The sequence below is a fragment of the uncultured Muriicola sp. genome, assembly GCF_947258935.1.
Classification (GTDB): domain Bacteria; phylum Bacteroidota; class Bacteroidia; order Flavobacteriales; family Flavobacteriaceae; genus Muriicola.
The window spans coordinates 9,334-35,865 of sequence record NZ_CAMYKH010000055.1 but is presented as its reverse complement, the minus strand read 5'-3'; the positions used below and the strand labels follow the sequence as shown (position 1 = coordinate 35,865).

The 26,532-nt window shown below is 40.8% G+C and carries 25 protein-coding genes; 11 read left to right on the top strand and 14 right to left on the bottom strand.

All coding sequences use genetic code 11. The features are described 5' to 3' along the window. From Q0X72_RS10005 to Q0X72_RS09980, 6 genes are all read right to left on the bottom strand, one after another. Positions 1-1,902 (bottom strand): beta-eliminating lyase-related protein (locus tag Q0X72_RS10005; RefSeq protein WP_297764763.1); only part of this gene is annotated, 1,902 nt, incomplete at its 3' end. Between the two features lie 3 nt (positions 1,903-1,905). After that, complete coding sequence (locus tag Q0X72_RS10000) at positions 1,906-2,313, bottom strand: VOC family protein (protein WP_297764759.1); 408 nt, start codon at positions 2,311-2,313, stop codon at positions 1,906-1,908. Between the two features lie 12 nt (positions 2,314-2,325). Continuing rightward, positions 2,326-3,261 carry a carbon-nitrogen hydrolase family protein gene (locus tag Q0X72_RS09995; RefSeq protein WP_297764756.1) on the bottom strand — a complete coding sequence of 312 codons (936 nt, stop codon included), beginning with the start codon at positions 3,259-3,261 and terminating at the stop codon, positions 2,326-2,328. A gap of 3 nt (positions 3,262-3,264) precedes the next feature. Next, entirely contained in the window at positions 3,265-4,578 is a 1,314-nt protein-coding gene (locus Q0X72_RS09990) for an aspartate aminotransferase family protein (protein ID WP_297764752.1), read from the bottom strand. 103 nt (positions 4,579-4,681) lie between these two features. Continuing rightward, complete coding sequence (locus Q0X72_RS09985) at positions 4,682-5,089, bottom strand: PepSY-like domain-containing protein (RefSeq protein ID WP_297764748.1); 408 nt, start codon at positions 5,087-5,089, stop codon at positions 4,682-4,684. 310 nt (positions 5,090-5,399) lie between these two features. Beyond that, the gene (locus Q0X72_RS09980) at positions 5,400-6,002 is read right to left on the bottom strand and encodes a Crp/Fnr family transcriptional regulator (protein ID WP_297764745.1); all 603 of its coding nucleotides are present in this window, start codon (positions 6,000-6,002) and stop codon (positions 5,400-5,402) included. A 434-nt stretch (positions 6,003-6,436) separates the two neighbouring features. On the opposite strand from Q0X72_RS09980, the gene Q0X72_RS09975 reads away from it, so the two are divergent. The 8 genes from Q0X72_RS09975 to Q0X72_RS09940 all read left to right on the top strand — a co-directional run bounded on the left by Q0X72_RS09975 (position 6,437) and on the right by Q0X72_RS09940 (position 14,190). Further along, positions 6,437-7,720: a cell envelope biogenesis protein OmpA gene (locus Q0X72_RS09975; RefSeq protein WP_297764742.1), complete on the top strand. Its 1,284-nt coding sequence runs from the start codon at positions 6,437-6,439 to the stop codon at positions 7,718-7,720. A 987-nt stretch (positions 7,721-8,707) separates the two neighbouring features. Beyond that, a complete protein-coding gene (locus Q0X72_RS09970) occupies positions 8,708-9,337 on the top strand; it encodes a response regulator transcription factor (RefSeq protein ID WP_297764739.1) in 630 nt (209 codons plus the stop codon). Between the two features lie 187 nt (positions 9,338-9,524). Then, positions 9,525-9,965, top strand: coding sequence for an SRPBCC family protein (locus Q0X72_RS09965; protein WP_297764737.1), 441 nt, complete (start codon positions 9,525-9,527; stop codon positions 9,963-9,965). Positions 9,966-10,125: 160 nt separating this feature from the next. Continuing rightward, entirely contained in the window at positions 10,126-11,139 is a 1,014-nt protein-coding gene (locus tag Q0X72_RS09960) for an amidohydrolase family protein (protein ID WP_297764735.1), read from the top strand. A 99-nt stretch (positions 11,140-11,238) separates the two neighbouring features. Further along, entirely contained in the window at positions 11,239-11,523 is a 285-nt protein-coding gene (locus Q0X72_RS09955; RefSeq protein WP_297764733.1) for a hypothetical protein, read from the top strand. A 170-nt stretch (positions 11,524-11,693) separates the two neighbouring features. After that, a complete protein-coding gene (locus Q0X72_RS09950; protein ID WP_297764731.1) occupies positions 11,694-12,449 on the top strand; it encodes a sulfite exporter TauE/SafE family protein in 756 nt (251 codons plus the stop codon). A gap of 14 nt (positions 12,450-12,463) precedes the next feature. Beyond that, positions 12,464-12,970, top strand: coding sequence for a nitroreductase family protein (locus Q0X72_RS09945; RefSeq protein ID WP_367180447.1), 507 nt, complete (start codon positions 12,464-12,466; stop codon positions 12,968-12,970). Between the two features lie 17 nt (positions 12,971-12,987). After that, positions 12,988-14,190, top strand: coding sequence for a DegT/DnrJ/EryC1/StrS aminotransferase family protein (locus Q0X72_RS09940; RefSeq protein ID WP_297764726.1), 1,203 nt, complete (start codon positions 12,988-12,990; stop codon positions 14,188-14,190). Here Q0X72_RS09940 and ribB read toward each other — a convergent pair. From ribB to Q0X72_RS09900, 8 genes are all read right to left on the bottom strand, one after another. Next, positions 14,187-15,329: a 3,4-dihydroxy-2-butanone-4-phosphate synthase gene (gene ribB / locus Q0X72_RS09935; RefSeq protein ID WP_297764723.1), complete on the bottom strand. Its 1,143-nt coding sequence runs from the start codon at positions 15,327-15,329 to the stop codon at positions 14,187-14,189. The two genes, Q0X72_RS09940 and ribB, sit on opposite strands and share 4 nt — an antisense overlap. Further along, on the bottom strand, positions 15,326-16,807 hold the full coding sequence (locus tag Q0X72_RS09930; RefSeq protein WP_297764720.1) for an LptF/LptG family permease: 1,482 nt from the start codon (positions 16,805-16,807) through the stop codon (positions 15,326-15,328). The genes ribB and Q0X72_RS09930 overlap by 4 nt, the downstream gene beginning before the upstream one ends. A gap of 4 nt (positions 16,808-16,811) precedes the next feature. Further along, entirely contained in the window at positions 16,812-17,456 is a 645-nt protein-coding gene (locus tag Q0X72_RS09925; protein WP_297764718.1) for an outer membrane lipoprotein carrier protein LolA, read from the bottom strand. Positions 17,457-17,459: 3 nt separating this feature from the next. Next, positions 17,460-19,814, bottom strand: coding sequence for a DNA translocase FtsK (locus Q0X72_RS09920; RefSeq protein WP_297764715.1), 2,355 nt, complete (start codon positions 19,812-19,814; stop codon positions 17,460-17,462). Positions 19,815-19,877: 63 nt separating this feature from the next. After that, on the bottom strand, positions 19,878-20,243 hold the full coding sequence (locus Q0X72_RS09915; protein WP_297764713.1) for a diacylglycerol kinase: 366 nt from the start codon (positions 20,241-20,243) through the stop codon (positions 19,878-19,880). Then, on the bottom strand, positions 20,236-20,742 hold the full coding sequence (gene tpx, locus Q0X72_RS09910) for a thiol peroxidase (protein ID WP_297764711.1): 507 nt from the start codon (positions 20,740-20,742) through the stop codon (positions 20,236-20,238). Before tpx ends, Q0X72_RS09915 begins: the two co-directional genes overlap by 8 nt. Before the next feature lie 114 nt (positions 20,743-20,856). Further along, on the bottom strand, positions 20,857-22,344 hold the full coding sequence (nhaC, locus tag Q0X72_RS09905; RefSeq protein ID WP_297764709.1) for a Na+/H+ antiporter NhaC: 1,488 nt from the start codon (positions 22,342-22,344) through the stop codon (positions 20,857-20,859). Between the two features lie 71 nt (positions 22,345-22,415). Beyond that, positions 22,416-23,636: an aminotransferase class I/II-fold pyridoxal phosphate-dependent enzyme gene (locus tag Q0X72_RS09900; RefSeq protein WP_297764706.1), complete on the bottom strand. Its 1,221-nt coding sequence runs from the start codon at positions 23,634-23,636 to the stop codon at positions 22,416-22,418. Positions 23,637-23,791: 155 nt separating this feature from the next. Here Q0X72_RS09900 and Q0X72_RS09895 point away from each other — a divergent pair, with 155 nt between their 5' ends. The 3 genes from Q0X72_RS09895 to lpdA all read left to right on the top strand — a co-directional run bounded on the left by Q0X72_RS09895 (position 23,792) and on the right by lpdA (position 26,364). Beyond that, on the top strand, positions 23,792-24,250 hold the full coding sequence (locus Q0X72_RS09895; RefSeq protein WP_297764703.1) for an Lrp/AsnC family transcriptional regulator: 459 nt from the start codon (positions 23,792-23,794) through the stop codon (positions 24,248-24,250). A gap of 79 nt (positions 24,251-24,329) precedes the next feature. Beyond that, complete coding sequence (locus Q0X72_RS09890) at positions 24,330-24,830, top strand: hypothetical protein (RefSeq protein ID WP_297764700.1); 501 nt, start codon at positions 24,330-24,332, stop codon at positions 24,828-24,830. A gap of 127 nt (positions 24,831-24,957) precedes the next feature. Beyond that, positions 24,958-26,364 (top strand): dihydrolipoyl dehydrogenase, encoded by a 1,407-nt coding sequence (gene lpdA, locus Q0X72_RS09885; RefSeq protein WP_297764698.1) that lies wholly within the window; start codon positions 24,958-24,960, stop codon positions 26,362-26,364. The last annotated feature ends 168 nt before the right edge of the window (positions 26,365-26,532 follow it).

Sequence of the window (26,532 nt, the reverse complement as noted above, 5' to 3'; positions counted from 1 at the left end):
TAACACCCTGGCCATTTCAATGCTCTTTTCAACCAATTCGAATCCTTCTAGGTGTACCTGTCTTCTGCCTACATCCAATGAGGCAAGCATTTGATAATTTGGAGAAGTAGAGGTATGTGTCATATAAGCTTCAAGAAAAGTATTTTCACTTTTTCTGCGAAAATCCTCGTCCCAGATATGGATCATGGAACCTTGTCTAAAGCTGCTCAATGTTTTATGGGTACTTTGGGTAGCATAGACCCGTATCCGAACCTTATCGGGATCTGGTAAGGACGATTCGTCTCCATTGTTTAATCCCTTAATATGTTCATTATACTGTTTTCTATACTTGGGACTATTATACTTTTCATAGAGCTTTTTAGCAGTAACCATACCAGTACGCTGCTTATAATTATTTGCAAAGCTTGCAAACGCAAACCAGGCTTCATCCCATAAAAAGACCATATCTGGTTTTATCGCCAACACTTCTTCCATCACCCGTTCCACATTGTAAACAAGTCCATCAAAAGTACAATTCGTCAATAGCAGCATCTTTGCTTTGTCTAGTCTTCCGGCTTCTTTTAGCTGCAGTAATCTGGATTTGATCTGTTCCAAAGGAACCGCCCCGTACATGGAATATTCTTCTATCGGATAAGAATCTAAATAAACGGGATAAGCACCAGCCAAGACCAGTCCATAGTGATGCGACTTATGACAATCCCTGTCGATAAGCACAACATCCTTTGGTTTAACTATAGCCTGCATCACAATTTTATTGGCTGTTGATGTTCCATTGGTCACAAAATAGGTGTATTGGGACCCGTAGGCATCTCTTGCCATCTCCTGTGCTTTCTTTAAGGGACCGGTTGGTTGTAATAGGGAATCCAGACCACCTGTTGTAGCCGATGTTTCAGCCAGAAACATATTGCGGCCATAAAAATCCCCAAAATCGTTAATCCATCTCGATTTAAAGACTGAATTCCCACGCGATATCGGCATAGCATGAAAGACTCCAGTTGGTTTCTGGCTGTATTCAACCAAGGCAGAGAAGAAGGGCGTTTCGTAACGTTCCGCGATTCCTCGCATGATTGTCAGATGAAGTTCCTGTATATCTTCGGTTTGATAAAAAATACGTCTAAAACCTTTAATAGTGCTGTCTTTTAAATGTCCCAGAGCGGTATCAGTAACATAATAAGTATCTAACTCGGGTCGGATCTGTTTGATCAACCCTCCCATAATTGGTCCGAGATCTGTTTCTTGTTTTGATGAAAAGTCGTGCTTTGTAACTTCTTCTATATACGGTTTAATAAGAGGGGTAATTCCTTTGGAGTGATACGGAGGGGCATATCGGATTACGACAGCCTGGATATTGTGATTAAATAATAAGGAGATCATTGCATCCTGAAAAGAACGCTGCACAACCACCCCATACGTAAACTTATCATTGGGAGTGCGTAAATTCCGTAAGCTGTACTTTAATTTATGCTCATCTTGTTCTGAAATATTGTCTACAAACAAAACTTCAAAATGGTTTTTACGTACGCTATTGTGCTGTTCGTGTTCTTCGGCCGACTCTATACTTTGTTCATCAAAATCTATGAAGTCGGGATTACTTCTATAGCTATCGCCCACTAAAAGCTTTGTAGTTTCTGCCACCATATGAGAAAGGGAGGCATGCTCATGTGAAGCAAAGGCCTTTTCTAGTTTATGTAAACGCTCTTTTCCCGGAGAAGCAAAATAACACTCTACTCCCTTGAGGTCCTTTAGTAGCTCGTTAATCTTTTGTTTATGCCCTTTTTCGTTCGCGGACCCTTTATGACAGCGGGTTAGTTCGGAAGTTTCAATTTTCAATTGGTTCCAATAATCTACCCGTAGTTGGCCGATGTTGTAATAAGGTGCACTTTTTGTTTTGTTCTGAGTCACGATTTAGTTTTTTGAATGTAAAGCGAGTTTGTTTCCCTGGCAATCGATAAAAATGGCAAAATAACCCGCATCTTCGCCAATTGGAGTTTTAGGCATCACTATACGTCCGCCAGCTTCCTCCACTTTGTTTAGCACAGTAGACAAATCTTTACCACCGTTTAAATAGATCAATGGGCCCGTATCACTTGGGACCGATCCAGGGCCCGAGATGACCGCCCCGCCAATACCGGTAGTAACCGGAAAAAAGGCCATTGCATTTACGTCTGTTATGTTCTGTGCCATTTCAATCCCGAAAATCTGGTTATAGAAATGAACGGCTTGATGAAAATCGACTGCCGGTATTTCGAACCAACTCACATAATCCTTAATTTCTTTGCTTTTACTCTTTTTATTTTTTGCTACGCCGCCCATTATCTTTTCAATTTAGATTGATCCATCTCCCTTGTAATGTGTGGGATATATCTTATGCTCAAGAGAGTCTTCCTTAATAATAAGTTCTGTCAGTTTATCGAGTCGGTTAGGTTTTATGAGAGGGCCCAGAGAATCAAGATAGGGGTGTGGCGTGCCGGGTTGATATATGCTGAACTGCCCTAAATGATCTCTAAAACTTTTCAGGGGTTGGCCCAGACGTAATATGCCTAATTCCCGGCTTCTTTTGACCCTTGCGATATTTAGTTCAAGTGGAATAATCTCCTCCGTGCCCTCAGACTGGTGAATAACAAGACCGTCTGGCCCGCATACTATGGATCGGCCGGTACCACCCGTATCCAATCCGTTGACATCAAAGAAGTAACATTGATTCATTGAAGCGAGGGCTCTTACAATGGACAACTCGATATCTCGGTCTATGGTGCCAGACATGGTGGGATGAAGTATGACTTCTGCACCCATTGATACCAGTGTTCTGATGGTTTCCGGGAACCACATGTCATAACATATGGAAACTCCGAACCTTCCAACACCGGGCACATCGAACACACAAAAGTCCGATCCCGGAGTTACCCCTGTCTCATAGGGATAAAAAGGAAACATTTTTCGATACCGCGTTACGATTTCCCCTTTAGGATTAATAACCGTGGTGGTATTGTAAATTTTATCTTCACTTTTTTCAAAGATAGAGCCCGGCAGCAGCCAAATGCCATATTTCTTGGCCATGGCCTGCATTTCAGCCTCAAAGTTATTGGGTATCACCTGTGCCGTATGGGTCAATGGTCCGTAAGCGCATAACTCACTAAACATGACCATTTCGATCCATGGGTAAAGGTTCATGGTAATATCTATTTTCAGCTTCATCATTTCTACATTGGAAGCGACGGCCGATACTTTCATTTGTACTCCTGCTATTGCAAATGGTCTCATATTTTACTTACGTGTTGCTTTTTTAATTTCATTTTCCATAATGGTCATTCCTTTGTCTAACTGTTCGTGGGTTATAACCAATGGGGAGAGTATTCTTATAATATTTTTATGGGTTCCTGCACTCAAAATGATCAAACCGTTTTCGGAACAGCCTTTCACAATTTTTGCACAAGTTTCGGCATCCGGTTGTCTGGGATCGCCATTTTTGACAAACTCGATCCCTATCATAGCGCCAATACCCCTAACATCTCCAATTTCGGGGCACTCCTGCATCAGGCTTTTCAGTCGATTCATGATTGTTGAACCCACCTCATTGGCCTTTTGGTTAAGATCAATGTCTTTCATGTATTTTATGGTGGCCAAAGACGCAGCGCAACATACCGGACTACCAATATAGGTGCCTCCAATTGAACCAGACGCGGCAGCATCCATTACTTCTGCACGTCCTACTACTGCTGCAATGGGCAGGCCAGACCCCATAGATTTAGCATAGGTGGAGAGATCGGGCTCAACACCATAATGTTGCCAGCTGGCCCAATAACCTGTTCTGCAGAAACCGCTTTGCACTTCGTCCATAATTAGCATAATACCGTGCTCGTCGCAAAACGCCCTGAGTCCTTCCAAATATTTTTGTGGGATAGGGTTAAATCCGCCTTCCCCTTGGATCGGTTCAACGATTATGGCCGCTACGCTTTTAATATCGACCAGATTAAGCGCACTTTCATGTAGTCGTTTAAGCTCATCTTTGACATAGGTGGCTTCATCCCTGTCGCCTTTATATCGGTATACATTGGGAAAAGGAAGCCTGTAGACTTCTGGAGCAAAAGGACCGCAATCATATTTATAGCTCACCTTACTGGTTAAAGTCATTGCCATCATTGTTCTACCATGATAAGCCCCTGTATAGCAAATAACAGCAGGTCGTTTTGTAGCCTGTCTTGCAATTTTTATGGCATTCTCAACAGCCTCTGCACCTGTACTTACTAACATGGCCTTGGTCTTTTTACCATGGGGCAGGATATTGATCAATTCTTCACATAGCTCAATGTAGGGTTCGTATGTAACCACATTAAAACTGGTATGCAAGTACTTTCCGGCCTGTTCCCTTATTGCTGCCACCACGGGTTCCGGGCAATGACCTGCGTTTACCACCCCTATGCCACCTGCAAAATCAATAAGTTCGCGCCCATCAGCATCAATAATTATTGCCCCTTTGGCACTTTTTACCGTAGCGGTATTAAATACGCCCACACCATTGGCGACGGCATCTTTTCTCCTGTCCAGGAGTTCCTGTGATTTAGTTATTTCTTTGATCATGCTAAAAATTTCTGTTTTTTATAAGGTAAGATTATTACGATGATTTACACCCATTTTCTAGATTTAAATATTGCATTATAAGGGCTAATAATAAAGCCATCTTTTACAATACAATTTTGCCTACAATTCTACCTGAGAGGTCATATAGTATTTTAAGAGTATAAAGGCCATTATTTAGATTCATCTCATAAATACTTCTATCAGGAGTTTGAATATGATAGATTTGCTGCAGCCCATCACTATTGTATTTTTCTTCTATAGTCAATTGCAAATGATCAGGAATTTTATTTAAAGGCATTAAAGTGACTGTTTCTAGCCATTTGCCTTCACTATTAAATAAAGCTGTACACTTTTTCTTTTTCAGATTGAAATTAACATGCCATTTAAAAACATCGACCTGCTGCCATATGACTTGAGTTGCCCTGGGGAATTTTATATTAAACGAACGTAAAACCATGGAATTTGCAATGGGCCTCCTTCTTCTGAACAATTGCTTTATTAATAATGACATAGATTAAGTAAATTTCTTTTTCAAGTTTATTCTTTGAATTGATTCAGTCTCAACCATTCCGTTGCTTAGGACAAATTTTCAACAATGATTTAATAGCGAGCTTTACCATTAAATAGGTTGCAGAACAAATTGATATTTCACTATGTAGATTTAATGTAGGGGTATGTTGCCGAATTGAATTTACAAAGAGCTATAAAGTTAAGTGTTTAGCGCTGTCAGAACTGCTACCTAGGTACCACTTGGGGTTAGAATTTTAAAATAATTATAAACTAATTGTGATAAATACGGTTGAAGGCTTGTTAGTTAAGAATTAAGGAACGAATTTTTCCTCGGCAATCAATAAAAGTACTTCCAGGTTCTTGACATTGATTTTTTTACGACTTACTGAGATGGCCCCAAAACGTTTTAATTCCTGGATATGTCTGCTTACGACAGCTCTGGTAGTACCTATTAGACCTGCGATCTCATCGTTGGGTAAGTTATTGATCAATTCCAATTTACGGGTTTCCCCATTTATATTCTTAAGTAACAAAGCAGCAAGGCGCACCAAGGTACTGTGCAGGGTTACATCGGTGGCAACATCCATGAGTTGTTTCATACGCGCCCCTAAATAGTATAAAATAGCCTTGTGCATTACAGGATATTCATTGATCCAATAACGCATTTGATCCATTGGAATTTTTAATACTTCTAATACATCCAACGCTTCCCAGTATACATCGTGTGGTTTAGTATCCAACAGTGACAACACGTCAAAAACATCTCCATCAGACAAAACAAAGACCGTATGTTCTCTACCTGTCTCCGGATTCGATTTAAACACTTTAAGCCTGCCGGAAACAATAAAGTGAAAGGTAGAGGCCACCTCTAAACTATTTTTAAAACTTTTCACATTCCAACGTTCCACGCTCATTTGGCTTAGAAGGCGTTCTAGAGACTCAGAGCTTGAATCTTTTAAAAAAGAGGATCGTGTTAGAGCCTTTAAATATCTTTGGTAATGAATATTCTCAGATGTCATAAATTCCAATAAAAATAAAGTTACTGAAATTTTATAAGAGTGGTGATCTATCTGAGGATTCGCTGCGGCTATAAAAGCAAACACGACAAACGGTACATTTTAAGGGATTAAATACAGCCCTATTTTGCCTTTGTGTAACCTGCCCTTAAAATACTATTTCATAGGTCGAAAAAAAGATACATTTCTACGAAACTGTGAAAAATTCATAGGTGATTTCTCAATTTTTAACAAAAAAACGATGAGTTGGGACCAAAACCTGTGAAAAATTCATAATAAAAAGATCAGCACTCTTTCGAAATTTGACAAGATGAACCCCCAAATCTTATTTTATGAAGAATTTTACTCTAATTGTTAACACGGCGTTAGGAGGTCTGATGCTACTGCTTTGCACGAACGTTTTGGCACAGCAAAAAAAGACCGCCAACATAAGTCAGACACAAAGCCTGGAGGCTGACAAGCGTATTGAAGACTACCTAAAACTTTCAAAGCTAGGGTATTCAGAAAAGGAGATTTTTGAAGATCTCGGTAATGTAAGTTTCCTTATAGAGGATTTCAGAACGGCGGCTTTTTGGTATCAGAAACTCATTGATCTCAGTGGAACAGAAGCAGTTTCTCAAAGCTATATTGAGCGTTACAAGGTAGCCATGCATAAAGCAGGAATTGCCAATTATGGCGATGAGTTAGCCCAAGCCGATTGGCATGCCCAGATAAAGGAGGATTATCAGGTTGCTAAAAAATCACCCTACAGGAAACTGACCCCATCACTGGCTCAAAACAATCGCAGACCTACTTTCAGTGCAGCCGAATGGTCTAGTTCCATGGAAGCCCTGAATAAGCTGGCGGGTCTATCGGACCAGCGGGCAGAGGTGCTAAAATTAGACCGTCGACTTCCGGAAAAGGGATATATACCCCCAGTAACCGTTTCTGCTGATAGGAAAACAGCCTTCTTTAGTAAGGCCACTTATGTACAACCAGAATATGGTATTTTTTCCAAAAAGGACCTGGTCTATAAAATTTACAAAACAGAGAATATTAATGGGCAATGGATGAACGTAACGGAGATAGGTGTTTGTCCGAAATATGCATCTGCAATACATCCCACCATTTCTCCGGATGGTAAACGATTATTCTTTGCCTCCGATATGCCCGGATCTTTTGGAAAATACGATATCTATGTAGCCGATATTAAAAAGGACGGCAGTGTTGGAATTGCCAAAAACCTGGGACAAAAGGTCAATACAAAGAAGAACGATATGTACCCGAACCTCGTAGGAGGTGAACTGTTATTCTTTGCTTCAAATGGTAGAGATGGCGAAGGAGGGTTAGATCTGTTCGCCGTTCAGGTGGGCACAAAAAGGGTGGGTATGGCAGTAAATATAGGTGCACCCTTTAATAGCAAACAGGATGATTATGCATTTAACATAAAGGCAGAAACCGGTGTTGCCATTGTGATGTCTAACCGCGGAGATCTTGACAACAAAGCACAACAACTGGTATTCTCGGTTTCAGATATTCAGAAAAGTCTGCCGGCACAAAACAGGAAAAATAACTTTCTGGAATTGTTGCCCCGGGATGCTAACAGTGTCTATACCAATATCTATTATCAGGATTAAGCAACAATTGATTCTTTGACCAACCTTACTTTTTCAAAGTTTAGAGAACAGAAGCATAATAAGTACCGGGTCCTCAGGACCCGGTAAATTTAGAACTGTTTAGAGATATGGGAAGTAGCATATCATGAATTAAAAACTAATAATCGGTCGGGTATCATTGGGGATTCATCTGGTTATTACCCAATTGTTAGTGTTCACAGTAACAAGAAGTATGTAAATGCTTTTCTAGAATATTATAAGGAGAGCTATTTGGATGCAATGCAATTTTATAACCAAGAGAACAGGTTGTATTATGTATATCTGGCCGGTTTTATTTTAATTATTATCATGCATATTGAAATAGAAATTCTGATGTCCTTTTGGCAGTTTTGAATCCCTTTCTGCAGTTTTTTGCAATGTATTTTTATTTGAAAACTAGCTTTTTTGACAAACTAGTTAGTCGGTTTTTGTCGTAAAATTCCGATTAAATACATCTTTTTCTTACACTTAATCGAAAAAATCTGCATTTCCTAGGACAAAAAGGGTACAAACTGTACTTTTTCATTTCAAAATAGTACAACCCCAAATCTCGATACTATGGAAATGACCTTTACCCCGAAAAAGTTCGGAAGAAGCATTCCGACTTTTTATTCCGAATTCCCAGTGGCGAAAAATCCCTCTAAAGAGCGTGTAAAATTACGCAAGTATTCCTGCGGCAAGTCAACCTTGTACCATGGAGTGCCAGACCAGTGGCAGTTGACTGATTGTTAACTCGCAGTTGTTAGGATCCGGGCCTCGCTAAAACTTCAATTTTCCAAATTTCTATGGTTACATTAGAAATGTATTGATGTGGAAATATATATCCTGAATTAAATTTTTATTAGGTTTCGCGACGCATTGTGGTACTGCCCCAGGTAGCTACCTCAGGGACCATTTACGGCTATCTGCAACCATTCTTTTTATTTTTAAAGCAATTCAAAACATAATACAACCCCAAATATTGTCATTATGGATACAACTATACTTAAAGTAATTGTGATTGACGATGATCTCAAATTTCACGAAACCTACGCTCTCTATTTCAGCACCTACCGTGAGTATCATTTGGCGGGTATTTATCGCACAGTGGAAGATGCCCTGGAAGATTTTGAGATGGTCCGCCCAGATGTTGTACTCACCGAAATTACTTTTTCCGGACTCTCCGGAATTGAAGGGCTCATTGAATTTCAAAAATTAGAAAATTCAGCCATGGTGATCATGGTGACCTATGAAGACGATTTTAATGGAATAAAGAATGCCTTTAAGTTTGGAGCTGAAGGGTATCTCACCAAGCCCATCAGTAAAAAAGCACTTCGGCATGCCTTGAATGGGATCAAACATGAAGGGGCCGCCATCAGCAATGATATTGCCAAGAAGATCATTTCTATGTATCGCAGGAAAACTTACGAGAGTTTTTCGGAGCGCGAAAACCAGATTATAGAATATCTCGGCCAGGGAGCTACCTATAAGGCAATAGCGGATAAGTTGTTTGTTACCACCAGCACCATCAATTTCCATATCCAGAATATATATATCAAACTCAACGTGAACTCGAAGTCTGAGGCATTGAAAAAGATACGGGAAATGGATGCGGCTTAAACCTTAAGACAACAACCTTAATTTGGAGTAGTTACCCTATGGGATCACCCCCGATAATCCCTTTCCTTCAATAACTTCTGTGGTTTTAATATCTCTAAAGAATTCACTGTTTTGTATCTTAGAGATACTAATTAAAGTGCACAAAGTGCTTTAGTTACATATTGTCGGCCATTAAAACAATCAGATTATGAAGTTTAAAGGTTCATTGGAAATAAAAAAGCCAAGAGATGAAGTTGTAAAATTTTTTGCTGATCCCAAATACCTTGGAGAATATCAAGATGGTTTCTCCAAGAAAGAGTTAATAAGTGGAGAAAAAGGTAAGGAAGGATCGGTTTCGAAGATGTATTACAAAGATGGAAGCCGGGAAATGGAATTGACCGAAACCATTATTACCAACCGATTACCGGATTTGTTTGAATCGAGCTATCATCACAAGTATATGGATAATACTATGAAATGTATATTCATTGAGTTGGACGATCAATTGACAAGGTATGAGTATGAATATGAATACACTCGCATAAATTGGATTGTACCTAGGCTAATGGCAATTCTATTTCCAGGAATGTACAGGAAACAGGGAGAAAAATGGATGAAACAATTCAAGGAATTCGTTGAAAAACAATAGATGAGAGGTAGAAATATTTTAACATGTACAGCGTGTGTTACGACATATTTGGACCAAATTTAATATAAGTAGTTAAGAAATGTATTCTGTGTAAAACCCAACATATATTAATGCTTCGGCAGATAACAAAACAGGTGTATAATATTTAAAACAACAAGTCATGAATCGTGTTACTTCTGTTATTCTCACTGCACTCCTGACCTTGTGCAATGGTATGGCACAGGAAAAACCACTCCCAATTATTGATATGCATTTACATGCATTACCTGCAGCACTGAATGGGCCACCCCCAACGGCAATTTGTGCTCCTCCTCAGGAATGGCCAACACATGATCCGTCGCAATCCTGGGCCAGTGTTTTTATGGAAGCACTTAAGAATCCAAACTGTGAGTCCCCAATTTGGGGCGGAAAAACCGATAAAGAAGTGATGGACAAAACGCTAGAGATCCTTCAAGAACATAATATTTATGGGGTAACAAGCGGATCACTGGTTGACGATTATTTTCAAAATTCACCTGGCAGGATCCTTCCTGCACTTCATTTCAGTTTTTTTAATAAAGACCTGAATCCTGAAAAGGTAAAGAGTATGTTGTTAACTGGAAAGTATCATGTCTTCGGTGAAGTGGCAATACAGTATAATGGTGTTTCGGCAAGCGACTCTATTTTTGAGCCTTATGCTAAAATTGCTGAAGACCTAGACATCCCTATAGGGATCCATGTAGGGACAGGCCCACCCGGTGCGGCATATTTGCCCGGACTGAACAACTACCGCGCAAAACTCCATAGTCCGTTGGTGGTGGAAGAGTTGCTAATGCGACATCCTAAATTAAGGATATACCTGATGCATGCGGGGTACCCAATGATAGACGATCTAATTGCGGTTTTGTGGACTCATCCTCAAGTCTACGTGGATATAGGGGTGATTTGTTATGGAATTCCCAGAAAGGCGTTTCATACTTACTTAGAGCGGATCGTGGAGGCAGGCTTTGGAAAACGCATAATGTTTGGGTCGGACCAGATGAATTGGCCCGAAACAATTTTCGTGGGAATTGAAGCTGTACAAACTGCGGACTTTCTGACGAATGAGCAAAAAAGAGATATTCTTTATAACAATGCCGCAAGGTTTTTAAGGTTTAGTGAAGAACAGATCGCCCAACATCATGGAAATGAATGATTAGTTTGGGAATCAAAGCCAGAATCGCTCAGACCAATACGAATCAATTGAAAATAGCAATACCATAAAACATCACTTGCAATATTATAAAAAGGTATTATGAAAAACAGACGACTTTTTATCTTGATGACCACAGTTGCGATCTTATTGTTTATACCCCTAATAGCAATGCAGTTCTCAGATGAAGTTAATTGGAATATAATTGATTTCATTGCCGCCGCTGTGCTCTTGCTTGTTGCTGTATTTACCTACGAACTTATTTCAAGAAATGTAAAAAGTCCAAAAAACAGGACTATTTTATCCATGGTCCTTTTGATAATTTTCCTTCTCATTTGGGCAGAACTTGCCGTGGGTATTTTTGGAACGCCTTTCGCTGGCAGTTAAATGGCTGTTGTCACTGCCGGTATATTTGGCTGCTAAGGGCAATTTGCAAAAGGAGTATAATTTTGAGAAACACTTTATTCTTTCAACAATAGTTGCTCATTAACAATTTCAGATGGTAGAATAGGGATCTATAATTCGAGAAATTACATTTTAGCATGTATTTTTGCGGTATGGAAGCATGGTACCATTATGTGCTATTGGTAGTGGTTGGTTTTGTGGTTGGGTTTATCAATACCATTGCCGGAGGTGCATCACTTATTTCTTTGCCGGTACTAATCTTTCTGGGACTTCCGCCCAGTGTGGCCAACGGAACCAACCGTGTGGCTATTGCCTTTCAAACGGCCATTGGGGTAGCCGGATTTAAAAGTAAAGGGGTCTCAACCTTCCCATTTAATATTTATTTAGGATTAGCCGCCTTGGTTGGCTCTATCATTGGTGCATCTATTGCTGTAGACATTAAAGGGGAGACCTTTAACAGGATTCTTGCCATCATTATGATCGTCGTAGTTCTGATCATTGTCTTTAAACCCAAGATCAACCTGGAAGACATGCAGGAGCGGCTTACCGGGAAATATCTCTGGGTGGGGATGATCGCCTTTTTTTTTATAGGGATCTACGGAGGCTTCATCAATGCCGGCATAGGATTCGTTATTCTTTTATTTTTACATTATTTTCATCGCATGAGTCTGGTGAGGGCCAATGCGACCAAGGTGGCTGTGGTCTGCATCTATACCCTTGCAGCATTGGCCGTTTTTATTCTGAATGATAAGGTTATTTGGAAGGTGGGCCTTGTATTGGCCATTGGGAATGGATTAGGGGCCTGGTTTTCCAGCAGGGTCTCGGTGAATAAAGGCGATGGCTTTATTAAAACATTTTTGGTGATCATGGTGATCGCCATGGCAATTAAATTATGGTTTTTTACTTAAAAACTTCATACGGGTTGCAACCCATACGCCTTGTGGTCGTTAAAAATAAGGAGGTGCAGGCAGCGCTTGTTCCGCACTCCTATATGCAAAAACAGGTGGCTCAGGCTTCTCATGTACTGGTTATTTGCATTGAAACGAATATTGATCAGGAATATATTGCTAAGTATTTTGAAAAGGTAAAAAAAGTTAGGGGCACCAGTGATCAGATCCTTTCTCCTTTTAAAGATGCGCTGGTAGATAGTTTTTCTGAAAAGGAGACCGAGGAGATACGTCAATGGAGTACCAACCAGGCTTATTTGGCCATGGGGAATCTACTGACGGTTTGTGCTATGGAACATATTGATGCCTGCCCTATGGAAGGTTTTATCCCTTCTGCCTATGATGAACAACTGGGTCTTAAGGCAATGGGACTTTCTTCTGTGTTGGTATTGCCTGTAGGAAAAAGAGCAAAAGATGATTTCTTTTCGGAAATGAAAAAGGTTCGCAGAGACCTCTCTGAAACTATAATCCATATAAAATAAAGAGTAAACAGAGATCTATGCCCGGATTTGAAATGTTTGGAGCCCTGGAAAGGGCAGAAGTACAGGAAGTATTAGATTCTGGCGTGCTGATGCGATATGGCTTCGATGGGATGCGAAAAGGTCATTGGAAGGCTAAGGAATTAGAACAGGCGCTTGCCGCTCGTATGCAAACTGCCTATTGCCATACGGTAAGCAGTGGTACCGCCGCATTAACGGTAGCTATGGCAAGTGCCGGGATAGGTGCCGGAGACGAAGTGATAATCCCAACATTTACCTTTGTAGCAAGTTTTGAAGCTGTTTTGGCCTTAGGAGCTATCCCCGTATTAGCAGATATTGATGATACCCTTGCCCTGGAGCCGAATGCGGTAGAAAATGCGATCAGCAAACGAACCAAAGCTGTAATGCCGGTACATATGTGTGGCTCTATGGCTAACCTTAGGTCGCTGAAAGCACTATGTGATAAGTATAGCTTAGCACTTATAGAAGATGCCTGCCAGGCAATTGGCGGAAGTTTTGAAGGCAAACCTTTGGGTAGTTATGGAGATATTGGGTGTTTCTCTTTCGATTTTGTGAAGACCATTACCTGTGGTGAAGGGGGAGGCCTTATCACCAATAACAAGGACTATTATACCAAAGCAGATCATTATTCCGATCATGGTCACGATCATGTTGGAAAGGACCGGGGTGCAGAAACACATCCTTTTTTAGGCTATAATTACCGTATTTCCGAATTACACGCGGCGGTTGGTCTGGCCCAGATTAAGAGGCTGGACGACTTTCTGGCGATTCAAGAAAAGCACTATAATGTCCTGGAGGCATCCATTGAAAAATTGGCAGGGATAACCCTGAGACGGGTACCGGAAGGTGGGGTGCAAAACTATTCATTTCTGAATTTCTTTTTACCTACGGAAACCATGGCGAGAAAAGCGCATAAAGAACTTGTAGGCGCCGGGGTAGATGCTTGTTTTTATTGGTATGACAACAATTGGCACTACCATACAAAATGGGAGCATCTTAAAGGCTTACACAGCCTGGGGCCGGTGTCTGAACAGGTTGAAAAAGGCATGAAACAACACGGCGTATATAATTTTACTGCCTCTGATCAATGGATGGGCAGAACGGTATCCTGCCTAATAAAATTGAGTTGGACAGAAGAAGAAGTGACACAAAGAGCTACCACCCTGCATCGTATTTTAGAGAAAATTTTAAGAGAAGCTTAGTAGGGAACGTATTCTACGATCTCAAGGCCATATCCCACGATCCCAACACGCTTGGTTTGTCCGGTGTTGGTCAATATCCGCATCTTACTGATATTAAGATCATGCAGGATCTGTGCGCCAATACCAAAATCCTTGGTATCCATATCAATTCCTGGCGCTTTCATGATTCCCTTTGCCTGGTTTTCCCGAAGACCCTTTAAGCGATTCAATAAATTAAGGGATTCACTTGTCTGATTAATAAAGACAATAGCTCCATTACCCTCATTATTGATGGCACGGAACATATCATCTAACTTTTGTTCGGCATTGTTGGTGAGGGTGCCCAGAATATCATTGTTGACCAGGGTTGAATTAATTCGCGTAAGCACAGCATCATTGCGCTTCCAAAACCCTTTAGTAAGTGCAATATGTACTTGTTCATTGGTGGTCTGTTTGTAGGCATGGAGGGTGAAATGACCAAATCTGGTCTCCACTTCAAAACATTCCTTTTTTATGATCAGACTATCGTGCTGCATTCGATAGGCCACTAGATCTTCAATAGAAACCAGTTTCAGATCGAACTTTTTCGCCACCTCAACCAGATGCGGTAAACGCGCCATAGTACCATCCTCGTTTAAGATCTCAACCAGGATCCCTGCAGGTTCGAAGCCTGCGAGTCGAGCAAAATCGACGGCTGCCTCCGTATGACCGGTGCGTCGCAATACCCCACCATTTTTTGCCCGCAATGGAAAAATATGACCGGGTCTTCCCAAATTATGTGGTTTCGTCTCCGGATCAACCAGGGCTTTGATGGTCTTTGCCCTGTCATGGACAGATATACCGGTGGTACATCCGTTACCAATAAGATCTACTGAAACTGTAAATTGTGTATGATGTAGTACCGTGTTGTTTTGCACCATCATGGTCAGATCTAACTGTCCGCATCGTTCTTCTGTAAGAGGTGTGCAGATCAGACCCCGGCCATGCTTGGCCATAAAATTGATCATCTCAGGGGTTACCTTATCAGCCGCAGCAATAAAATCGCCCTCATTTTCCCTGTTTTCATCATCTACAACTATGATCACCTTACCGTTGCGTATATCCTCAATGGCCTCTTCAATAGTGTTTAATTGTATTTTCTTTTCTTTACCCACAATCATGAGGTCTTTTTTTTGAATCGTTTTCGTATTGCTTCTGCAATTATATCCCAGACATGCCCAAAACTCATGAGCCCCCTATCTGCAGTAGCCCTTCTCGTTAAAATAATACTCAAAGGTAACATTATTAAGGAAGAAAGCCAGGCTCCCAGTATAGGGTTAATGTTTCCTTCTTTGGAATAATTCCCTGCAAAAACGCCGATAAAGTAATATGTGAGAAATAAGGAAATAGCAATTACCATGGGCAATCCAAGCCCCCCTTTTCTAATGATGGCTCCAAGGGGTGCGCCTACAAAAAATAAAATAATACATGACAATGCCAGGGCGTATTTCTTATGAAGTGATAGGATATGCATGTTGTAGATCTTGTATTTATTTTGGATGTCTTGTTTCTTCCCGCTTACAGAATTAACAATATTTGAAATGGAATTAGATGCAGCACTCATGATCTGGCTTTTTTGCCAATTTTGGTAGAGGTTTAGTACATCACTGCTTGACTTAACCGTATCCCTGACCTTGGCTTTGGCTAGTAAGGAATCATTCTTAATTCCGGTTGTAAGCGTAGAATCTTTTTCGTTCATTAAGACAAAAGCTCCCATCCGGGTGGTAATGTTCTTCGAAAATGCACCTAGAACGGTAAGATTATTATCCTTGATAGAGTCTATATCTTTTTTAAGTCTGGAAATATTCTTCATCTTATCTGTTCGTACATTCCGTTCTTCCTCCAGATCCTGGTCATTTTCCGGGATCTCAATATTGATCGTATAGGTTTCAAAATTTGATTTTGCAAAGGGATGCCGTTTGCGCTCATCCGCAGCTTTGGGAACTAGCTCTTCATAATAATGACCGTCTGAAAGGACCAGTTGAATAATATCTGATGCTTCACTGCTTATGAGTTCTCCCGTTGCCGCTTTTATAACGGTATTGTTCTTTTGCAGGTTCGATTTTTTGTGGATGATGACATTTCTGAGGTATTTATCATTCTTCCCATATTTGTCATCTACCTTGATGTTCATGCCTTCAAAATCACTAAAAACACCTTCTTCAATGACCGCTGCAGGCTTTACCTTAGCAATATTACGTCTTAGGTTGTAAATTTTTTGTTCGGCAGCTGGGATCACGGTATTGGCGAAGTAAAAGGTAACCCCTCCCAATAGGACCACCAGCACAATGAGACTCAACATGGATCGTTGTAAAGAGATCCCGGAGGCCTTCATGGCGGCAAACTCGTAATTCTCAGCAAGAGAACCAAAGGTGAGGATGGATGCTAAAAGGACCGTAAGTGGCAAGACCTTTTCGGTCAGATTGGGCATCAGGTAAAAGAGAAATTTCCCGATGATCACTATATCCAGACCCTTCCCGGCAATATCATCAATAAAGAGCCAGATCGTTTGGAAGATGAAAATGAACATCAGGATCACAAACGAACTTATAAAATTGTACAAGAACCTACTTAAAATGTACTGGTCTAGTATGCGCAAAGTGCTAGTTTCTTATGATGTAGTACCCTTCATCTTTATACCTGGCCTCATCAAAAGTAAATAAGGTTTTTGACAACGGCTGATTCGTTTTAAAAGAATTAACAGTTATGGTAGTTTTGGTTCCATTCTTCCCTGTCTCTATCAATTTATAGATGTGTTTGGTCTGGGCATCAATCCCTAACAAAATAGTAGCGATCTCGGAATGAGTATCTATAGGGGTAAGTTTTACATACTGAACCTTCCTTCCTTGAACATTCTGAAGAATATCCCAGGCGTAATTATGGCCTTTTTTATAAAAGGTCAGCATTTTAGAAGGGGTGATGGTATTTTCTTCGTCCGACTTATCTTCAATGGTCACTTCTTCATTTTCAGGAACAATGGTATATACCTTCTTACCATCAAATACCTGTTGTGATCCAAGATAGTTAAACAGATATTTATCTCCCTCCATGGTTACGTCGCCCCTTGTTTCCTGGTTGATGTTGGCCTCCTTGTTTTCCAGGGTATATTTAAAGGTCACTTCAATATTATTATATCCCTGTACTTTGTTATAAACCTCATCCAGCAGAGCCTTAGCCTTTACAGCATCCTGAGCATAACTGCCCAATGCTATAAACATCATTAGTGCTAAAATCAATATATTTTTCATGTCTTATTTGGTTTCTTCGTTTAACATTTTATCAAGGGCATAGATGTCCGGTATCAAAACCGATCTGGCTTTACTGCCTTCAAAAGGCCCCACGATCCCCGCTGCTTCCAGTTGATCAATGATACGTCCTGCACGGTTATACCCCAACTTAAGCTTCCTCTGAATCAAAGAAGCTGATCCCTGTTGAGCTGTTACAATAACCTCGGCAGCATCTCTGAACAAAGCATCTCTGTCGGAGATATCATAATCAAGACCTGTGCCAGAATCTTCACCAGAATATTCAGGAAGTAAATGTGCACTGGCGTAGCCTCGTTGTGACCCAATATATTCTGTGATCTTAGCAACTTCCGGCGTGTCTACAAACGCACATTGTATACGCGTAACGTCGTTCCCTTGCGTAAATAGCATATCACCCCTTCCAATGAGCTGGTCTGCTCCCTGGGCATCTAAAATAGTTCTGGAGTCTATCTTTGAGGTAACTCTAAAAGCTATTCTGGCCGGGAAGTTGGCTTTAATGATCCCGGTGATGACATTTACCGAAGGTCGCTGTGTAGCTATGATAAGATGAATCCCTATAGCCCGGGCCAATTGCGCCAATCTTGCAATAGGGGTTTCAACTTCTTTACCTGCCGTCATGATCAGATCTGCAAACTCATCAATGACCAGAACAATATAGGGTAGGAATGAGTGGCCGTCATTAGGGTTGAGTTTCCGCGCTTTAAATTTGGTATTGTATTCTTTAATATTACGTACCATGGCCAGTTTAAGCAAATCATAGCGGTTGTCCATTTCAATACAGAGAGAATTCAGCGTATGGATCACTTTGGTATTATCCGTTATAATGGCCTCCTCAGAATCTGGCAGTTTGGCCAGATAGTGACGTTCTATTTTGTTGTAGAGCGTTAATTCTACCTTCTTAGGGTCTACCAGGATGAATTTAACTTCCGCCGGATGTTTTTTATAGAGCAGGGAAGTAAGAACTGCATTGAGTCCAACGGATTTACCCTGACCTGTGGCACCCGCCATGAGCAGGTGAGGCATTTTTGCGAGGTCTACCACAAAAGTTTCATTGCTGATAGTCTTTCCAAAGGCAATAGGCAATTGCATTTCCGCCTTCTGGAACTTACTCGATGCGATCACCGAGCGCATAGACACTGTTGTGGCCTTTTTATTGGGAACTTCGATACCAATAGTTCCTTTCCCGGGGATAGGAGCAATGATCCTGATTCCCAATGCAGCTAGAGAAAGGGCAATATCATCTTCGAGGTTCTTTATCTTGGAGATACGGATCCCCGCTTCAGGCACTATCTCATACAGCGTTACGGTAGGACCTATGGTAGCCTTTATCTGCGCAATACCTATTTTATAATTCTTAAGGGTATTTACGATCTTGTTCTTATTTTCTTCCAGTTCCTCCTGGTTGATGGTGATACCACCAGTAAAGCCATGCTGATCCAGGAGATCGAGATGTGGAAATTTGTAATTGCTCAATTCCAGAGTAGGATCGAATTCGCCAAAATCGGCTACAAGCTTGTCCGAAAGAATGTCTTTTTCTTCCTTTTCTTCAGCAACGGCACTTACTTCCATGGCAATTTCATCTTCCTTACTAGCTGCTTTTGTCTCCTCAACTATCGCAGCCTCTTTGGAATCATCCACCAGGGGGGGAATGTCTTTTTTATGCGTATAGGTATCCAGTTTAATTTCGTTGTCCTCTTCTTTAATTATTGTTGTAGGTTCTACTTCTTTCTTTTTGAATTCGGATCTAACGGAAGCTGATTTCGACTTAAAAAAATGGGCAATTCCCTCAGGGGTAACTTTAAATAGGCGCACCATAATAATGGTGAACATAAAAAGAAGAATAAGGAAAACCCCAATTTTTCCTGTGTAGTCTTGTAGGAAATCATTCATTTCATATCCTACCAGTCCGCCTAATAATGGCTGCTGTTCTGCAAAGAACCCTAATGCAATTGAGGTCCAGATAAGTAGGAGCAGACCCCAAATCCATTTCCTCCATAATCCTATTTTAGGGATGCTAAGGAACATATAAAGTCCGGTTAGGCACAATAGAAAAGGAATGATAAAGGAAGCGATGCCAAATCCTTTATACATAATATAATGACTAACGCTGGCCCCAAATTTATTTAGTAGGTTCTTAGCCTGTTCATTGCGGTTGGCAAATTCTGTGAGCAGGCTTTGATCATCTTGCCAGGTGAAATAAAATGAGATGAAAGAGAAGAACAGAGCGATACTTAAGAATATCAATAAGCTTCCCAGAATGATCTTATTTTGTCTGGATAGCTTGAAAGATTTTCTTTTTTTAGAAGCTGTAGGTTTGGACTTTTTTTTCTTGGTTGCCATTAATGCATGCAGTTCATGGTGTAAAAATACAAATTTACCTAGGATGCTGAAGGGGACAACGACTTAAAATATTTTTGGCAGGTAGATGATCAATCCAAGGATACTTGCAGCAACAGCTGCTATCATTACTGCGCCTGCCGAAATATCTTTTATAAGACCGATCTTTGGGTCGTGCTCAGGTTGCACAAAATCCGATAATTTTTCAATAGCCGTATTCAGACCTTCAATGCCCATTACAAGGCCAATAGCCAGGGTTTGTATCATCCATTCTACCCTTGAGATCTCGTAGTAAAACCCCGCAATGGTAACAACCACGGCCAGCGTGAATTGCAATTGAATACTACTTTCTGTTCTAAGTAAAAGAAATGCACCTTTTGCCGCATATACAAATCCCTTTAAACGATTCATTAAGTACGATTCTTTAGACATTTGTAAGTGCCTCCAGGGCTTTTTGATAGTTGGGTTCGTCCATTATTCTTTGGACCTGTTCCGTATAGATCACCTTTCCTTCTTCATCTATTATAACAATGGCTCTGGAGAACAATGATCTCAAAGGCCCGTCTTTAAAAGTGACCCCATAGTCCTCCCCAAAAGATCCTTCTTTATAATCGGTCAGCATTTCCAGATGGTCTATCCCTTCTGCTCCGCAAAACCTGTTTAAAGCAAAAGGAAGGTCCTTTGAAACACACAAAATAGCCGTGTTATTTAAGAGAGATGCCTTTTTGTTGAATTGATGTACAGATTGAGCACAGGTATCTGAATCAACCGATAAAAAGATATTGAGCACTATTTTCTTGCCTTTGTAATCTTTCAGAGAGACCTTGCTAAAATCGTGCTTGGTGAGGGCAAAATCAGGTGCTATTTTGCCCACTTCAGGTAGTTCACCCACCGTATTGGAGTTAGTGCCTATTAGCGTTATTAATGCCATTTTTAGTATAAATTTTAAAGCCCGAAAAATAGGAAATAAATAGGGTTTAAACAGAGTCTCCCGGATAAAAGTTTCTTCCCAGGCTCCGTAGTTAGTTACGTCACATAGCGGTAATTAAGCAGTTTTAGTTGTAGCCAATTGCTTTATCTTAATTTTAAGTGCCGCAAAAAGCAGGGTCATCATTGGACTTAACCAGTTAAAGATGGCAAAGACAAAATAGTCTGCCACACTTACACCTAATACCCCGCTATGATAGGCGCCACAAGTATTCCAGGGAATAAGAACAGAAGTAACGGTACCGGAGTCTTCCAGTGTTCTACTGAGGTTTACAGGGGCCAAACCACGATCTTCATAGGCTTTGGCAAACATTTTTCCGGGAACGACGATCGCAAGATATTGGTCTGAGGCCGTAACGTTGAGTGCGAGGCAGCTTCCTACGGTGCTGGCAAATAATCCAAAGGTGGTCTTGGCCATTCCCAATAATGCTTTTGTGATCCTTGAAAGTGCTCCGATCCCATCCATGATTCCACCAAATACCATGGCACAAACAATGAGCCAGATAGTACTTAACATGCCGGCCATTCCTTTTGCAGAAAAAAGTTCATTTAAAGTAGGATTGTCTGTGGCTATGGAGGTTTTAATAGTGATGGCATTGAGGATCCCTTTATAGCCATTTTCGAAAGTAAGTTCCTTTGCCCCCGTTATTCCTGCAACTATCTCCGGCTGAAAGATTAGGGCAAAAGCGCCACCCAACAAAGTTCCTATGAGCAAGGCCAGGAGAGGGGGTGCCTTTTTTATAATCATAAGGATTACAACGATGGGCACTAAAAATAACCATCCGTTGATATTAAAAGTGGCATCAATAGAAGATAGGATATTGGCCGTATCTGCCACACCTGTGGTCTCTAAATTTAATCCAATGATAATAAAGACCAATAGGGTCACAGAAATGGTAGGAATAGTGGTTATGGTCATATACCGAATATGATCGAACAATTCACCTCCTGCCATGGCCGGGGCCAAATTGGTGGTATCTGATAGGGGCGACATTTTATCGCCAAAATAGGCGCCAGATAGAACGGCACCAGCGGTCATTCCCAATGATATCCCCAAGGCATCACCTATACCAATAAGGGCAATTCCCACAGTGGCTGCGGTGGTCCAGCTACTCCCCGTAGCTATAGAGATAATGGCGCAAATGATGACGCAGGCCGCAAGAAATATAGTCGGATTTAAGATCTGTAATCCATAATAGATCATCGCAGGGATGATTCCACTTACCAACCAGGTTCCTGCCAGGGCCCCAACCATAAGGAGGATCAAAATGGCACCGGTGGTCGATTTTACATTTTCGGCTACCTCAGCCAGCATTTGTTTGTAGGAAACTTTATTAAAAAATCCGACAACGGCGGCTACTGCACCACCCATAAGAAGAATAAACTGATTGGACCCGCCAGTAGCATTATCACCAAAGACAAAGACATTATAGGCCAACATGCCTACCAGGGCTATCACAGGAATAAGTGCCTCCCAGATGTTCAGCTCTTTATTCTCTACAATATGTTCATTCTCCCTGTGTGAGTTAGATTTTTTGGCCGTCATGTAGCTTGGTTTAGTTTGCTCGTAATATTACAATTTTAGCAACGGTTGTGCAAACCTTCCCAATGACGGTCTTATACTGAGACCTTATTCTTATTCAATATACCTAATTGATGCATACAAGTACGCATTAAGGTATACGTCCTGTGTATATCATTATCCAGTCCTATAGAAAATCTAATCAGGCCATCAGAAAGACCCATTTCTTTTTGTTCTTCCAAAGGTATCTCAGATGAAGTAGAAGTTCCCGGGGCGCTAAAAAGTGTTTTGTAAAAACCAAGGCTTACAGCCAGATAGCCCAAATTCATTTTTTGCATTTGTTCCATTAACAAATTCGCTTTTTCCAGGGTACCAACGTCTATTGTCATAATACCACCATAGCCATATTCTGCTACCATTTGTTTTTTCATCTTTTTGTTACCCGGATGTGAGGCCAGGCCAGGGTAGACAACCCGGAGTCCGTCTTTTTCAAAATGCTGAGCCAAATAAAGTGCATTTTCACTGTGCTTTTTCATGCGGATATGTAGCGTTCGCATATTCTTTAAAATGGAAGAAGCTCTCAAACTATCCAAGGTACTGCCCAGAAGCATACCGGCACCACTATTTACATCTTTTAATGCCAGGCAGAAGTCTTTGGTGCCACAAACTACTCCTGCAACGCAATCACTGGTTCCATTGATGAATTTCGTAAGACTGTGTATTACCACATCGGCCCCCAATCTTCCGGCAGCTATCGAAAGTGGAGAAAACGTATTGTCTACAACCAAGGGAATATTATATTTTTTAGCCAATTTGGAAAGTCCCTTTATATCTGCTACTTCCAGAAGGGGATTACTTACAGATTCACAGTAGATCATTTTTGTTTTAGGGGTAATTGCCTTTTCAACCAACTGTAATTTTGTGATGTCTACAAAGGAAGTATCGATTTTGAATTTCTTAAGAAAATTCTTCATAAAAGCATAAGTGCCTCCGTAAATGGTTCTGCTACTTATAATATGATCATCTGCATTACACAACTGTAGAATTACAGCTGTTATGGCACCCATGCCACTTGCGGTTACATTCGCGGTCTCTGTGCCTTCCAATGCAGCAAGGGCCTCGCCTAAATACAAATTGGAAGGGGAGGAGTGCCTACTGTATAAATAGCATCCTTCGGTATTTCCTTCAAAAGTATCGAACATTGTTTTGGCCGATATAAAGGTATAGGTTGAAGAATCTGAGATGGAAGGATTCACTCCGCCAAACTCACCAAAATTGTGAAGTTCCTGAATTTTGTCTGAAGCATTGAAAGACATAAGATGTAGAATTTAGTTGGTATAAAGATAAGAATACATAGATCATAATACAATCTATATTTAATTATATAGATTATAAAACTATAAATATTGAAATAAATAGATATATTTACTAAATATTTTCAATAATCTCAAAATAGTAGAATTTCATTCATATGAAACTAGATGATTTAGACAAGCACTTATTAAGCCTGCTACAGGCAAATTGTAAGAAGACCACAAAGGAATATGCAAATGTGTTGGGACTATCCACTACGGCGGTTTATGAACGCATCAAACGCCTGGAAAGAGACGGCGTTATTCAAAAATATGTAGCACTCATAGACAAACACCAGGCATCTATGGATTTTACGGCACTCTGCCATGTAAAATTAAGTCAGCATATAAAAGATTACGTGCTTCAATTTGAACGGGAAGTACTGCAGCTAGAGGAGGTCTCAGAATGCTATCATGTGAGTGGGGACTACGATTATATTTTAAAGATACATGTTGCTGATATGGCGGCATATAGAGATTTTATGGTCACCAAACTCACAGCGCTAAATAATATTGGGAGCACGCAAAGCTCTTTTGTGATCAACGAGGTTAAAGCAACCACCGCAATTGCCTTGTGAACGCCCTATTAAACTCATGTTAATTTGAATTGTTAAGGCATAAATTTCTGTACCTTACTATGAATAAAATTATAATAGCATGAATCGAATCCACTTTTTAAGATCAGTAGGAGGTTTTGGACTCCTTGCATCGGCGGCCTCTTTATCATCCTTTAAAAGTCAGGACGAACCACAATTAGATAAAAGTATAGTGCAGGAATTCGTAGGGGCTTCGCACAAGGATATGGACAAGGTTAAAGAATTGCTGGAAGAATATCCGACTCTTCTCAATGCCGCGCATGATTGGAAGTACGGCGATTTTGAAACTGGACTAGGAGCAGCAAGTCATGTTGGTTATAAAGAACTCGCTCAATACTTCTTAGATAAAGGGGCCCAGGCTAACATCTTTACGGCCTGTCTTTTTGGAAAAATTGAGATCGTAAAGCCTATGCTTACGGCATTTCCAAATACACTGCATTCAAAAGGGCCACACGGCTTTACCTTGCTTCACCATGCTGAAAAGGGTGGGGATGAAGCTTTAGAGGTCAAGGATTATTTGGTATCCCTGGGTGCGGTAGACAAAAAGATAACACTCTATTAAACCTAATTTAATTTTAAATCCTTTCTAAAGGAGACACCTACGGTTGAAATTAAAAACATTCGTACTTTTGATGCGTTGGAACTGAAAATTCCTTTTTAAACTTTACTGCGCCTAAAAAACAAACTATATGACTCAATTTGATGTGGCCATTATTGGCTCTGGACCAGGCGGATATGTTGCCGCTATCCGTTGCGCCCAACTGGGAATGAAAACAGCGATCATTGAAAAATACGCAACCCTGGGTGGTACTTGCCTAAATGTAGGGTGTATTCCTTCCAAAGCCCTGTTAGATTCTAGCCATCACTACGAAGATGCGATTAAACATTTTGAAGAGCACGGCATAGAAATTCCCGGGGAAGTAAAAGTGAATCTTGCTAAAATGATTGGTCGGAAACAAGCAGTTGTAGACCAGACCACCAAAGGGATCCAATTCCTGATGGATAAGAATAAAATTGAGGTTTTTCAGGGATTGGGTAGTTTTAAAGATGCTACTCATATCGAGATCAAACCTGTAAAAGGAAAAACGACCATTATAGAGGCAAAGAATACTATTATAGCAACAGGTTCTAAGCCTGCCAGTTTACCTTTTATCTCCCTGGATAAAGAGCGTATCATTACGTCTACAGAGGCACTCGAGTTAAAGGAGATCCCAAAGCACATGATCATTATTGGTGGTGGGGTTATTGGTTTAGAATTAGGACAAGTATACAAGAGGCTGGGCGCAGATGTTACTGTGGTAGAATTTATGGACAGGATCATTCCCGGAATGGATGCTGGGCTTTCCAAAGAATTAATGCGTGTCCTTAAAAAGCAAAAAGTAAAATTTCACCTTTCTCATAAGGTAAAATCTGTAAGCCGAAAAGGAAAAGCAATCACCATAATAGCAGATGATCCTAAAGGAGGCGAATTAACGTTAAAGGGCGATTATTGTCTGGTTTCTGTAGGACGAAGACCCTATACCGATGGATTGAATGCCGCAGCAGCTGGTGTTTCGTTAGATGATAAAGGCCGCGTATTGGTCAATGATCATTTACAGACCAATATAGCTAACATTTATGCCATTGGCGATGTAGTACGAGGGGCTATGTTAGCTCATAAAGCTGAAGAGGAAGGCACTATGGTGGCAGAGATCCTTGCCGGCCAAAAACCTCATATAGATTATAACCTGATACCCAATGTGGTCTATACCTGGCCTGAGGTAGCTTCCGTTGGTAAGACAGAAGAACAGCTTAAAGAAAGTGGGGTAGAATACAAGGCCGGGCAGTTTCCAATGCGGGCTCTGGGCAGAGCACGAGCCAGTATGGATATTGATGGTTTTGTCAAGATCCTGGCCGATAAGAAAACCGATGAGGTCTTAGGCGTGCATATGATAGGAGCTCGCTGTGCGGATCTGATCGCAGAGGCTGTTACTGCGATGGAATTCAGGGCTTCTGCCGAAGATATTTCTCGTATGAGTCATGCACATCCCACCTATGCTGAAGCGGTTAAAGAAGCGGCTCTTGCTGCAACTGATGACAGGGCATTGCATGTTTAAGAAGTAAAAAATATTATTTATCCTTTACTTATATTGAAGACACGTAATAGCTTGTCTTGCAAAACTATAAGTAATTTTGAAACTTCAAAATATACCTTTTGTAGTAGTTGGGAAATGTTGCTCTTGATCCAAGTTTCGTTGGTGTCATAGTACAGCGCTGCGTAGGAA